This window comes from Amycolatopsis sp. (assembly GCF_025464955.1).
In the GTDB taxonomy this organism is placed as follows: domain Bacteria; phylum Actinomycetota; class Actinomycetes; order Mycobacteriales; family Pseudonocardiaceae; genus Amycolatopsis.
On sequence record NZ_JAODNM010000036.1, the window covers coordinates 1 to 12,498 of the forward strand.

Annotated in this window: 10 protein-coding genes; 7 read left to right on the plus strand and 3 right to left on the minus strand. The window is 68.5% G+C overall.

The genetic code is table 11. From position 1 onward, the window contains the following. Nucleotides 1-45: 45 nt before the first annotated feature. Complete coding sequence (locus JWQ81_RS07220) at nt 46-1,017, minus strand: magnesium transporter CorA family protein (RefSeq protein WP_297538861.1); 972 nt, start codon at nt 1,015-1,017, stop codon at nt 46-48. Between the two features lie 242 nt (nt 1,018-1,259). Between JWQ81_RS07220 and JWQ81_RS07225 the strand changes: the two genes are divergently transcribed. Next, nucleotides 1,260-2,600, plus strand: a complete 1,341-nt coding sequence (locus JWQ81_RS07225; RefSeq protein WP_297538863.1) for a glycoside hydrolase family 76 protein — start codon at nt 1,260-1,262, stop codon at nt 2,598-2,600. A 34-nt stretch (nt 2,601-2,634) separates the two neighbouring features. Here JWQ81_RS07225 and JWQ81_RS07230 read toward each other — a convergent pair whose 3' ends face one another. Together JWQ81_RS07230 and JWQ81_RS07235 are read right to left on the minus strand one after the other, a co-directional pair. Further along, nucleotides 2,635-3,225, minus strand: a complete 591-nt coding sequence (locus JWQ81_RS07230) for a helix-turn-helix domain-containing protein (RefSeq protein ID WP_297538865.1) — start codon at nt 3,223-3,225, stop codon at nt 2,635-2,637. Between the two features lie 49 nt (nt 3,226-3,274). Further along, nucleotides 3,275-3,592, minus strand: a complete 318-nt coding sequence (locus tag JWQ81_RS07235; RefSeq protein WP_297538879.1) for a YchJ family metal-binding protein — start codon at nt 3,590-3,592, stop codon at nt 3,275-3,277. 149 nt (nt 3,593-3,741) lie between these two features. Here JWQ81_RS07235 and JWQ81_RS07240 point away from each other — a divergent pair, with 149 nt between their 5' ends. The 6 genes from JWQ81_RS07240 to JWQ81_RS07265 all read left to right on the plus strand — a co-directional run bounded on the left by JWQ81_RS07240 (nt 3,742) and on the right by JWQ81_RS07265 (nt 12,297). Then, on the plus strand, nt 3,742-4,419 hold the full coding sequence (locus JWQ81_RS07240) for an enoyl-CoA hydratase-related protein (RefSeq protein ID WP_297538867.1): 678 nt from the start codon (nt 3,742-3,744) through the stop codon (nt 4,417-4,419). A 52-nt stretch (nt 4,420-4,471) separates the two neighbouring features. Continuing rightward, the gene (locus JWQ81_RS07245; protein WP_297538869.1) at nt 4,472-4,843 is read left to right on the plus strand and encodes a hypothetical protein; all 372 of its coding nucleotides are present in this window, start codon (nt 4,472-4,474) and stop codon (nt 4,841-4,843) included. A 650-nt stretch (nt 4,844-5,493) separates the two neighbouring features. After that, the gene (locus JWQ81_RS07250; protein WP_297538871.1) at nt 5,494-9,465 is read left to right on the plus strand and encodes a Pls/PosA family non-ribosomal peptide synthetase; all 3,972 of its coding nucleotides are present in this window, start codon (nt 5,494-5,496) and stop codon (nt 9,463-9,465) included. Beyond that, nucleotides 9,462-10,193: a BPL-N domain-containing protein gene (locus tag JWQ81_RS07255; protein ID WP_297538873.1), complete on the plus strand. Its 732-nt coding sequence runs from the start codon at nt 9,462-9,464 to the stop codon at nt 10,191-10,193. Before JWQ81_RS07250 ends, JWQ81_RS07255 begins: the two co-directional genes overlap by 4 nt. Then, on the plus strand, nt 10,190-11,512 hold the full coding sequence (locus tag JWQ81_RS07260) for a heparan-alpha-glucosaminide N-acetyltransferase domain-containing protein (protein WP_297538875.1): 1,323 nt from the start codon (nt 10,190-10,192) through the stop codon (nt 11,510-11,512). The genes JWQ81_RS07255 and JWQ81_RS07260 overlap by 4 nt, the downstream gene beginning before the upstream one ends. Beyond that, a complete protein-coding gene (locus JWQ81_RS07265; RefSeq protein ID WP_297538877.1) occupies nt 11,512-12,297 on the plus strand; it encodes a BPL-N domain-containing protein in 786 nt (261 codons plus the stop codon). Before JWQ81_RS07260 ends, JWQ81_RS07265 begins: the two co-directional genes overlap by 1 nt. Nucleotides 12,298-12,498: the final 201 nt, after the last annotated feature.

The window sequence follows — 12,498 nt, forward strand, 5'->3', positions numbered from 1 at the left end:
GTTGCGGCCGGTTCTAACCGGCCGCAACGCTCACGAGCTTTTGCCCTAGAGCCAGTCGCGGCGCTTGAAGGCGAGGTAGAGGATCGCCGACAGTACGACGATGATCCCCGACGACGTCCAGAAGCCCGCGATGGTCTGGAAGCCCGGATAGGGCACGTTCTGGCCGTAGAACCCGGTCACCGCGGTGGGGATCGCGATGATCGCCGCCCAGCTGGTCACCTTCTTCATGATGTTGTTCATCCGGTTGCTCTGCAGGTTGAGCTGGGTCTCGCGGATCGTGGTGACCAGGTCGCGCAGCGATTCGGTCCATTCCATCGCGCGCAGGACGTGGTCGTAGACGTCCTGGAAGTACGGCTGCATCGCGTCGTCGACGATGTGCAGGTCGCGCCGCATGATCGCGTTGACGGCCTCGCGCATCGGCAGGACCACCCGCCGGACCTTCACCAGGCTCTTGCGCAGCTGGAAAGACCGGCGCTGCAGGTCGGCGTCCTTCGGCCGGTCTTCGAACACCAGGTCCTCGAGGGCTTCGATCTGTTCGTCGAGGGACTGCACGACCTCGAAGTGGCCGTCGACGATGTAGTCGAGCAGGCCGTGGACCAGGAACCCCGTGCCGCTCTTGGCCAGGTCCGGCGAGGTGTCCCAGCGGTCGAGGACGGCCAGGATGTCGAAATTGTCGTCTTTGCGCACGGTGACCAGTGCGTGCGCGGTGATGAACGCCGCGACCTCTGAGGTGAGCAGGTCGCCGGTGGCCGGGTCGAGGACCGCGGCGTACGCGGTGAGGAAGGCGTGTGTGTCGTACCGGTCCAGCTTGGGCCGCTGGTGCTCGTGGACGGCGTCCTCGACGGCCAGCGGGTGCAGGCCGAGTTCCTCGGTGATCGCGGCCAGGTCCTTTTCGGTGGGCTCGCAGAAGTCGAGCCAGACCGTCACCGCCGGATCGTCCAGATAGTCCGAAATCTGCTCGACGGGGAAGTTCTCGGCTTCGAGCACTCCGTTGCGGTAGACACGAGTCCTGGACATGGGGACAACGTACCGCCCGGCCGTAACGCACCGCGTTCGGCACGACCTCCGGCCGGGGCTGAACAGGCGACTTTGTCGCTCGATGAGGTGACCCCTGTCACGCTTGCTTGATGTGGTTGACGGCGCTGCTCGTGACCGGTTTGACGCTCGCACCCATCACTACGACGCCGCCCGCACCCACCAGCGCTAGCAGTGTCAGCACTGTCAGGAGTGTCAGTACCGTCAGCAGTGTCAGTACCGTCGTGTGCGCGAAATACTGCGACGGCTACGACCCGGCGAAGGCGGCGGGAGACCGGTCCGCGGGCACGACGTCCATCTGGAGTCGGAGCCTGGTGCTGCACCTGTCGGACGGCGACAACATGGGTTGGGCGAGCATCGACAACGGTTCGCCCGGGGATGAAGCGTGGCTGGACCGGTCTTTCGACGGCGGCAAGACGTGGGCTGCCGACAGCCGCATCGGCAATACGGTGGTTCCCGCCGGTTCGCGCGGGTGGCGGACGCTGATGTACAACGTCGACTACCCGACGAACCAGCGCCTCGGCGCGTTGCGCGCCTGTGGAAAAGCGGGTGACCGGCCCGAAATCGCGTGTACCGCGTGGGCCCGGTCCACGGTCGGGGCCGGGAATCGGACCGAGGCTGCGGCCACCGCGCTGATGCAGTTCTACGATCCCGGTACCGGGCTGTGGTCGACCACCGGCTGGTGGAATTCGGCGAACGCGATGACGTCGATGCTCGATTACGGCGTCAGAACGGGATCGACGGCGTACCCGTACGCGATCGCGACGACGTTCGACAAGAACAACGGCGCGAACTTCACCAATGCCTACCTCGACGACACCGGATGGTGGGCGCTGGCCTGGATCCGAGCCTTCGACCTGACGGGGGACCATCGCTACCTCGACTCGGCCGTCGCGGGCGCCAACTACATGGCGGGCTACCGGGACGGCGTCTGCGGCGGCGGGGTGTGGTGGTCGACCGCGAAGACCTACAAGAACGCGATCACCAACGAGCTGTTCATCAAGGTCAACGCGTCGTTGCACAACCGGCTGGCCGGGGACACGACGTACCTCGCGCGGGCGAACCAGGCCTGGTCATGGTTCGCGGCCAGCGGCATGATCAACGGCGCCCACCTGGTCAACGACGGTCTCAACTCCGCGTGCGGCAACAACAACGGGACGGTGTGGAGCTACAACCAGGGCGTCATCGTCGGTGCGCTCGCCGAGCTGAACCGGGCGAACGGAAACGCCGGCCTGCTGACCACCGCGCGTCAGCTCGCTGACGCGTCGACCACCACGACGTCGCTTAATTCCGGCGGTGTACTGAGGGATCCGTGCGAGACCGGTGACTGCGGCGCGGACGGTCCGTCGTTCAAAGGCGCGTTCGCTCGCAACCTCGGCGAGCTGAACCGGGTTCTGCCAGGGCGTCCGTACCAGACGTACTTACAGCGTCAGGCCGACACGGCGTACGCCGCCGACCGTGACACGCTGAACCAATACGGCCTGCGCTGGGCCGGCCCGCTCGACACCACCGACGCCGCCCGCCAGCACAGCGCCCTCGACCTCCTCGTCGCCACCCTGCCCTAGTCCGCAACTCGCCGTCGAGTTGCGGTCAGAGTTGTTACGGGCGAACGCCTTCGGTGCTGGGATGAACCGCGACGACGACGCGGTGCGAGCGGCCGCCTTCGGTGCTTTCGTCGTGGTATTTGCTCACCAGTGCGGTGACCGCGGTGGCCAATTCTTCCGCGAACGCCGCCCGGTCCGCGGCCGAGCCGAACCGGACTTCGCCGTCGATGGCGAAAGTCGCGACGCGCTTGCCGGCCTTGGTCGAGCCGGTGATCAGATCGCCGACGTCGCGCACCAGACGTCCGGCGACGGCCAGCAACCAGCGCGCGGACAGCTTGTCCGGCGAGACGGCCGGATCCGGCTCCACCGCGGACAGTGCCCTCGGGGAAATGACGTACGACAACGCCGTCGCGCGCATCAGGCGCTCGGTGACGTTGCCCTTCTTGCGTTCCTCGACGAGCTCGATCAGGCCATGCTTCTCGAGCGACTTGAGGTGGTAGTTGACCTTCTGCCGCGCCAACCCCACCCGGCCCGCCAACATCGTGGCGGACAACGGTTCGCTGAGCTCGGACAACAGCCGCGCCCGCATCGGATCGAGCGACACCTCGGCGGCCGCCGCGTCCTCGATCACTGCCACGTCGAACATGAAGCCAGGCTCTCACCGACAATGTTTATTGTCAAGACGAGAGTCTTCGTCAGAGCGGAGCCAAGTAGCTCCACTGGCCCTCGTCACGGACGAATCGGCTGTTCTCGTGCAAGGAATCCGGCTGCCCCCGATAGGTGAAATGTGCCCGGAACTCGACGGTCCCCTCTGTGTGGAACGCGCCGCCGCCGCTCTTGCCGAGGATCTCCAAGCGCGTCCATTTCTGCTTGCGATCGAAGTCGACCTCGCGAGGCCGGGTCGTGGGATGCCACGTCCGCAGTAAGTAGGCCTCGTCGCCGACGGCGAAGGCGCTGAACCGCGACCGCATAAGCAACTCCGCGGTCGTCGCCGTCGCAACCCCGCTGTGCATGGCCCCGCAGCACTCGTCGTACGCCTTGTCGAGCCCGCAGGGGCAGTCCGTGGTGGATTTTCGGGTCACGGTCCAATTGTCGCGCAGCCGCGGTTGCCGGTTGGGCTACTGGCCAGTAACATCGGGGATCTCAACGCAGAGGAGTTTCGATGCCCAAGCTCGACCGTGTCGGTGACGTCTTCATGCTGGACCTCGGGGACACCGAGAACCGGTTCCATCCGGATCGGCTGGCCGAAATCGGGCTCGCGCTCGACGAGGTTGCCGGCGCCGAGGGGCCGCGCGCGTTGGTGACGACGGCGACGGGCAAGTTCTTCTCCAACGGGCTCGACCTCGATTGGCTGATGGCCAATGCCGACCAGGCCGAGTCCTACGTCGGCTCGATCCACGCGCTGCTGGCTCGCGTCCTGACCTTGCCGGTCCCGACGGTGGCGGCGATCGGCGGTCACGCGTTCGCGGCCGGCGGGATGCTCGCGCTCGCCCACGACTATCGGGTCATGCGGGCGGATCGCGGATTCTTCTGCCTGCCCGAGGTCGACATCCACATCCCGTTCACACCCGGGATGGCGGCGCTCATCCAGGGGCGGCTGCATCCGCAGGTCGCGCACGAGGTGATGACGACCGGGCGCCGCTACGGCGGCACGGAGGCGGCCGCGGCGCTGATCGTCGACCGCGCGGTAACCGAGGATGAGGTCCTCTCGACCGCGATCGGCCTGGTCGCGCCGCTGGCTTCGAAGGCGGGGGAGACCTTGGGCACCATCAAGACGCGGATGTACGGGCCGGCGCTGGCCGCGTTGACCGCGACCGGCGGGCTAAGCCTTGGCAGCTGAGGCCAGAAGCTTTCTTCGCGACGCAGCGGCGGCGGGAGCGTTCGCCGCCGTCGTGAGCGGAGCTCCGTCGACGCTGTGTGCGCTCGTCGTCGGCGATGACCCGTTGGAGGCCTCGCTGGCGGCGGGAACAATGGTGCTGCCGCGCGAATCACGCCCGCTGCCACTGCTCGCGGCCGCCGCCGTGGCGCACGTCGCGCTTTCCTTCGGCTGGGCTGCTGTCTTCGCCGGCACTTTGCCGAAGCGGCACACTGTCGCGGCCGGAGCGGCCGCCGGACTGGTCGTCGCCGCGCTCGACCTCGGAGTCGTCGGCCGACGGTTCCCCCGCATCCGCGCGCTGCCCGCGCTGCCGCAGGTTGCCGACCATGTCGCCTACGGTGTCGCCGTCGCTGTCGTCCTCGCCCGCCGCCGGGCCCATCGCGCCTGATCCTGGGGTCCGTCACGCAACAGGCTCTCGTTCCTCCCTCTACCCCGGCCGCCTCGTCCTTGCTTCCCTAAGCCGCCACGTCCGCTCGGCAAAGGACCCCTCGGGGCCATCCTGATGGCGGCCGCCGCGCTGGCGTTCAGCGCCACGCGAGGGTCGCCATGTCGTGCCGAGGGAACGTGACGCAACGCCCCACCGAACGTGCGGCGAATTGGCGTTTGGGTGACGGGTGTGCGGGCTTTAGCAGATTACGGTAAGTCGTGGCGAGCCAGTCTCCTGTTCTTTTCACAGGTTTCGCACACAATTCCTTTCGTAGCGGTCAGCCGGTGGGATTGGTCGGCCGATGTAGTTCTCCTCACAGGCTCCCGCTACTGTTTTGCGCGGGTTCGCGAGCTGAATGTCCACTGAAGTGGCGCGGTGTCCATTTCCGCCGGGATTTGTGCTCTTGACCGGGAGATCAACTCCCGAGACCATGTACGGTGAAATGCAGTGATCATCGTGTCGTAATTCCGATGTAACAAGATCAACGGAATTTCCGATGGTTCCGGCGTGCCCCAGGTTCGAATTACTCACCGGAGTGTCCGTTGCGACTGAGCGCGACAATCTCGAAAGAGGAAGATCTTTCCCGGCTTACGGCACGGCGCCTGGAGCAGGTGTTCGAGTCGGCTGCCGAGCGCGCGCCGGAGCGGATCGCCGTCGAGGCGGAAACGGCGAAGCTCACCTATGGCGAGCTCGACGCGCGTGCCAACCGGCTGGCCCACCACCTGCGCGGCCGCGGCCTCGGGCCGGGCGACCGGGTGGCGATCCTGCTGCAGCGTTCGCTCGACACCTATGTCGCGTTGCTCGGCATCGGGAAGTCCGGCGCGGCGTTCGTGCCGATCGACCCGGCCTCCCCGCCGGACAGGATCGCCTACATCGCCGAGGATTCCGGCGTCGACCTCATCCTGACCACGGCCGACCTCGCCGCCGGCACGGCCGGGCTTGCTTGCGCGGTCCTCGAACTCGACACCTCGGCCGCGCGGCTCGCGACCGAACCGGAGTCCAGACCGGCGCCCGTGGCGGTCGACGAGGACCCTGCCGCCTACGTCATCTACACCTCGGGCTCCAGCGGGCGGCCGAAGGGGGTGGAGGTCGCGCAGTCGAGTATCTGCAACTTCCTCGACGTCGTGCCCGACGTCTATGACGTCCGCCCCGGCGACCGCGTCTACCAGGGCATGACGATCTCGTTCGACTTTTCCATCGAGGAGATCTGGCCGACGTGGTCGGTCGGCGCGACGCTGGTGGTGGGCCCGACGGATTCCCGCCGCCTCGGCGCCGAACTCGCGGACTTCCTCGACGAGACCGCCGTGACCGTCTTCTACTGCGTGCCCACCCTCCTGGCGACGATTCCCCGCGAGCTGCCCCGCATCCGCACCCTGCTCGTCGGCGGCGAAGCGTGTCCCGCGCGCCTGGTCGAGCGCTGGAGCCGCGCCGGACGCCGCATTCTCAACACCTACGGCCCGACCGAAGCCACCGTCACCGCGACCTGGGGCGAGCTCGTCTCCGGCCGCCCGGTGACCATCGGCAGGCCGTTGCCGACGTACTCGATCGTCCTGCTCGACGACGAGCGCAACGAAATCCCCGACGGCGAGGTCGGCGAGATCTGCATCGGCGGCGTGGGCGTCGCGCGCGGTTATGTCGGCCGTCCCGACCTCACCGCGGACAGGTTCATCGAGCACGCCTCGGTGCCGCCGGGCAGCCGCCTCTACCGCACCGGCGACCTCGGCCGCATCACCGAAGACGGCGAGATCGAGTACCGTGGCCGCGCCGACGCCGAGGTCAAGATCCGCGGCTACCGGGTGGACCTCGGCGAGATCGACAACGTGCTGCTCGAAGACGTCGGCGTAGCCGAAGCCGTGGCCGCGCTCGTACCGCTGACACGGGGGGACGGCCCCGGCGAGCTCGCCGCGTACATCGTGCCCATCGGTGACAGCGAAGAAGCCGAGGTCGTCTCCCGGTTGCATCGCCAGCTGCGGCAACGGCTTCCGGCGTACATGGTGCCGTCGTTCCTCGACGTCGTCGCCGAGCTGCCGACGATGCCCAGCGGCAAGGTCGACCGCACGAAGCTGCCGACGCCGACCGGCCGGCGCCTTCTCGCCGCGGACAACCCGGTGGTGGCAGCCGAGGGCGAGCTCGAAGTTCGGGTGCAGGCCGTGTGGGCCAAGGCTTTCGCTGTCGAGCCGGAGTCCTTGTCGGTCGAGGCGGACTTCTTCGGCGACCTCGGCGGACATTCCCTGCTCGCCGCGACGGTGGTTTCCCTGTTGCGCGCTCAGGAAATCGGTGCCAGCCCGGCTGTCCGCGACCTGTACGCCAACCCGACCGTCCGCTCGATGGCGGCCCACATCGGTGCCGCCGCGCAGACCGAACCGGCGAACTCGGCGCCTCGGCCCGCGCCGCGACGCCACGGCACCGCCCGCATCGGCCGCGCCGGCGCCGCGCAGGCGGTGGGCATCTACCTGCTGCTGCTGGTCATCACGCTGCCCGTGTCGTACGTCTACACCATCAACAACGGTGACGTCTCGGTATCCGTTCTGGTCCAGCTGCTGATCGCGATCGTGATCAGCTATCTCGGGGTGCGCTGGGTGGTGCCGCCGCTCTTCGCACGGCCGCTGTCCGCGGGGATCAAGCCCGGTCGATATCCGTTGTGGGGCATCACCTACCTGCGGTTGTGGCTCCTGGACCTGTTGCTCGCCATCGGTCCGCTGCCGGTGCTCAGCGGCTCGCCGTTGATGGCCTTGTATCTGCGCGTCCTCGGCGCGAAGGTCGGCGCTCGCACGACCATCCAAAGCAGCTCGATCAGCCTGCCGTCGATGGTCCACATCGGAGCTGACGCCTCGATCGGCTACGGCGCCGCGCTGCGTCCGTGGCGCGTCGGTGACGGCTGGGTCGAAGTCGCGCCGATCACCGTCGGCGCCGGGGCGTTCGTGGGGGCCAACACCGTCCTCGAGCCCGGGTCCACAGTGGAACCCGGTGCCGCACTCGGCGAGCAGTCCGTGCTGGGCCAAGGTGAATCCGTGCCCACGGGCAAGAAGTGGTCCGGCTCACCCGCGAAACCCGTGGAAGACCTGGAACCCTCGGCGGAGTCCATGTTGGACGCTCCGGGCGGCCTGCGCGGCTGGCGTCCGCAGCACGTCCTGGCCGCGACGATCGGCCTGTGCGGACTCGAAATCGGGGCCATCGCGATGATCGTGCCCGGGGTCGCACTCGTCTGGTGGGCGCTGCTCGGCTGGGGCGTGCTCGCCGGGCTGGTCGCGACACTGCTGGCGGGGCCGATCTTCGTGGTCACCGTCTGCGTCGTCGTCGCGGTCGGAAAGCGGCTGGTTCTGCCCAGCGTGCCCGAAGGCATCCACCCGGTCCGCTCGGGACTCGGGGTCCGCAAATGGGTCGCGGACAAGCTCCTCGAATTCAGCCTGCTGTTCACCAACTCGCTGTACGCCACGCTGTACACCGTGCCGTGGTTGCGGTTGCTCGGCGCCAAGATCGGCAGGCGGGCCGAGGTTTCCACCGCGGCGCACCTGGACCCGGACCTGCTTACCTTGGGGGAAGAGAGTTTCGTCGCGGACATGGCGAGTGTCGGCGCGGCGACGTTCGCCAACGGCAGGGTGGCGTTGCTGCCCACGCGCATCGGCAGCCGTGCGTTCGTCGGCAACGCCGCGTTCGTTCCGGGCGGGACGACGATGGGCGACGGGTCGCTGGTCGGCGTCAGCACTGTGCTGCCGTACGAGGGCGTCCTCAAGAACACTTCGTGGCTGGGCTCGCCCGCGATGAACCTGCCGCAGCGGCAGGACAGCGGGTCGTACTCCGAGGCGGAGACGTTCAGCCCGCCACGGAAGGTCGTCGCGCACCGGCTCGCCGTCGAGTTCTTCCGCGCGACGCTGCCCGCTTCCGTGCTGGGCGTGAGCTTCTACCTGTTCCTGCTCGCGCTTTCCGGGCTCGCCGACGGGCGCGACCTGCCGGTCCCGGCGCTCGTTTCGCCGCTGGTGGCGATGGCCGTCGGACTGGGCACCATCGCCTACTGCGTGGCCATCAAGCGCAACCTCATCGGGACCTACGTGCCGCGCGTCGAGCCGTTGTGGAGTCCGTTCGTGCGGCGCTCCGAGTTCGTCACCGGGCTTTACGAAGCGGCCGCGGTCCCGGCCGGTGTCGGCATGCTTGTCGGCACCCCGTTCCTGCCGCCGGTGCTGCGGTGGTTCGGCGCGCGGATCGGCCGCCGGACCTGGATCGGCACGACGTATCTCACCGAGTTCGACCTCGTCGAGATCGGCGACGACGCCACGATCGGCACCGAGGTTTCCCTGCAGACGCACCTTTTCGAGGACAGAGTGATGAAGATGTCGGTCGTGACCGTCGCGGCGGGCGCCACCGTCGGCACCCGCGCGGTCGTTCTCTACGACGCCGTGGTCGGCAAGGACGTCTCGCTCGGTTCGCTGTCGCTGCTGATGAAGGGCGAGCATCTGCCGTCGGGGACACGCTGGCGCGGCATTCCCGCCGAGGGTGTGAGCAGCGGGCCGGTTCCTGAACCCGAAGTGCGCCGGGTCCGCGTGGCGCATTGGCCGCTTCTCAAACCGAAGGTGAGTGCTTCGTGAGCGGAGTGTTCGCGTCCCTCCGCCGCGCGCTGGCCGACTGGGGGTCGCCTCCGAGCCGGGGACACGGGAAGCCGGTCGCGTTGGTCTATCGCGGACCCGCGTCGCTGCGAGGCTGCCCGGAAGCGGTCGCCGAACTGCTCGAATCGAGCGACCACGGGTTCGACGTCCGTTACGTGGGACCGAAAGAACGCCTGTCGATCGACGCCGAAACGCTGTCCGGCGCCACGTTGTACGCCCAGCCCGGCGGCGGAAGCCTGGACCACGGCTACAAGCACCTGCGGCGCCATCGGGCAGACATCCGTTCGTTCGTGCGGTCCGGCGGGCGATACCTGGGCTTCTGCCTCGGTGGGTATCTGGCCGGCGCCACCCCGGGTTTCGACCTGCTGCCGGGCGACACCGACCAGTACATCGCGTCGCGTTCGGCGACCGTGCACTCCGAGGACAACGCCGTCGTCGAGGTCACTTGGCGCGGTCGTCGGCGGACGCTGTTCTTCCAGGACGGGCCGCTGTTCGAACTCGACGCCGGCGCTTCGGCGACGGTGCTCGCGACATATCCCAACAAGACGATCGCCGCACTCGTCACGAAGTTCGGCTCCGGCAGGGTCGGCGTCGTCGGTCCCCATCCCGAAGCGACCGCTGACTGGTTCTCCGATGTCGGGTTGGCGGTGCCCGGCACGCTCGGGCTCGATCTCGGGCTGGACCTGGTGGACGCGGTGATGAACAGATGAGCGAGCCGGTCAAGTCGCGCACGGCGTCGCGCCTGCTCGGCGTCGACGCGACGCGGGGGGTCGCGTTGCTGGGCATGATGGCCGTCCACTCGCTGTTCGAGTCCAATCCGGACGGTTCGCCGACGTGGTCGTTCGCCGTTTTCGGCGGGCGCGCGGCGGCGACGTTCGCGGTACTCGCCGGGGTCGGCATCGCGTTCATGACCGGACGCGCCCGGGTCAAGGCACGCGACGCCGGCCCGACGGCGGCCGCGCTCGGCGCCCGTGCGTTGGTCGTCCTGCTGATCGGGCTCGTGATCGGCTACGCCGATGCGGCGCTCGGCGCGGTGATCCTGCCGTACTACGCGGTGTTGTTCGTGCTCGCGATCCCGTTGGTGTACCTGCCGACCTGGGCGATCGCCGTGGCCGGGGTCGCCGTCGCGGGCGGGGTGCCCGCGCTGAGCCACGTCCTGCTCGCGCACCTGCCCGCCGCGACGCTGGAGAACCCGACTTTCGGCTACCTGTTCCACCACCCGATCGCGCTGCTGTCGGAACTGTCCCTGACCGGGGAGTACCCGGCAGTGCCGTGGCTGGCGTACCTGTGCGCCGGGCTGGTCATCGGCAGGCTGAACCTGGCGAGGGTCAAGGTGGCGTTCGCGCTGCTGGTCAGCGGGGTGGTGATGGCGATGGGCGCGGTGATCGCGTCTTCTGAGCTGCTGAACCGGATGGGCGGGCTCGCGCACATCTGGGCCGCGCAGCCGAGGAGCGTCCTGACCATCCCGGAGACGTCGGAGATGCTGAGGCTCGGCGGTGACGGCACGGTGCCCACGTCGTCGTGGTGGTGGCTGGCGACCAACGCGCCGCACACCAGCACCCCACCAGATCTGATCGGCACGATCGGCTCCGCGACCGGGTTGCTGGGGCTGTTCCTGCTGCTTGGGCACGTCACGAAACCAGGCTGGCGGCAGGTGATCGCAGTGGTCCGCGCGCCTCTCGCGGCTGCCGGCAGCATGACGCTCACGCTGTATACCGCGCACATCATGTTCCTCAACTCCGACTACGACGTCTACGACTCCACGACCGGGTACATCCTGCAGGTTGCCGCGGCCCTGTTGATCGGACTCGCGTGGCGCGCGACGGCTGGACGTGGACCGCTCGAATCCCTGGTCAGCGCGGCCGCGAAACGAGCTCGTCGCTGGGCTTCACGGCGTCGGACACGGCCGGCGCCACCTGCTTCCGTCTCCAGGCTGCCCGACGGCTGGCGACCGAGCCCGTTTCCGCGCGGCCCCGATGGGCTTCCCAAGCGCGCGGACAACGAGGCACTCGCGAGAGAATCGTCCTGATGGAGACTTCACGAGTTTTCGGACGCCGTGAGTTCCTCGTGGCCGCGGGCGCCATGGGGCTGCTCGGCGGGCTCGCCGCGTGTTCGTCGGCAGGTGGTGCGGACACGCGGCCGCTCGCGCTGGTCTATCGCGGCCCGGCGTCGACGTCCGGCTGCCCGGAAGCCGTCGCGACGCTCCTGGAGACCGGTCCGACGTCGTTCCGGACGGTGTTCTGCGGGCCCGGTGAAGACGTCAAGCTCACCAAGGAAACCCTCGCCACGGCGACCGTGTACGCGCAGCCCGGCGGCGGTAGCCTCGAGCCGGCGTGGCGCAAGATGCGCTCGTACGCCGACGACATCCGGGGCTGGGTGCACGGCGGCGGACACTACCTGGGCTTCTGTCTCGGCGGGTACCTGGCGGGCGCGACCCCGGGTTTCGCGCTGCTGCCAGGGGACACCGCCGAGTACGTCAGCTCGCGCGGCGCCACAGTGTCCACTGTGGAGGACACGATCGTCGAAGTCAGCTGGCGCGGGCGGCCGCGGCACATGTTCTTCCAGGACGGCCCGCAGTTCAAGCTCAACCCCGGCGCCGCCGCGACCGTGCTGGCCACCTACCAAAACGGCGCGCCGGCAGCCGTCGTGGCGACCTACGGCGCAGGCCGCGTCGGCGTCGTCGGCCCGCATCCCGAAGCCGACCGGACCTGGTACACCGACGGCTCAGTGACCAATCCCGACGGCATCCACCCCGACCTCGGCTACGACCTCGTCACCACCACCCTCCACCCCACGCCGACCCCTGCGACCTAGGGCACTCCTGACTGTGGGACTCGCCCTCGCTGAGTGTGGGACTCGCACAGCGCGTCGGCGAGTCCCACACTCCAGCCCGGCGAGTCCCACGTTCACGCCGACGAGTCCCACAGTCACCACCAGCCGACCACACCCGCTGACCTCAAGAACCTCTGAACCGCCCCGGGTTCGGTAGAGACTCGCTGTTGGGTCAAGCGACCA

Bases quoted from the DNA above. Each gene is read 5' to 3' on its own strand.
- JWQ81_RS07220 (WP_297538861.1), bottom strand. From the start codon at position 1,017: ATGTCCAGGACTCGTGTCTACCGCAACGGAGTGCTCGAAGCCGAGAAC.
- JWQ81_RS07230 (WP_297538865.1), bottom strand. From the start codon at position 3,225: ATGTTCGACGTGGCAGTGATCGAGGACGCGGCGGCCGCCGAGGTGTCG.
- JWQ81_RS07235 (WP_297538879.1), bottom strand. From the start codon at position 3,592: ATGCACAGCGGGGTTGCGACGGCGACGACCGCGGAGTTGCTTATGCGG.
- JWQ81_RS07240 (WP_297538867.1), top strand. From the start codon at position 3,742: ATGCCCAAGCTCGACCGTGTCGGTGACGTCTTCATGCTGGACCTCGGG.
- JWQ81_RS07260 (WP_297538875.1), top strand. From the start codon at position 10,190: ATGAGCGAGCCGGTCAAGTCGCGCACGGCGTCGCGCCTGCTCGGCGTC.
- JWQ81_RS07265 (WP_297538877.1), top strand. From the start codon at position 11,512: ATGGAGACTTCACGAGTTTTCGGACGCCGTGAGTTCCTCGTGGCCGCG.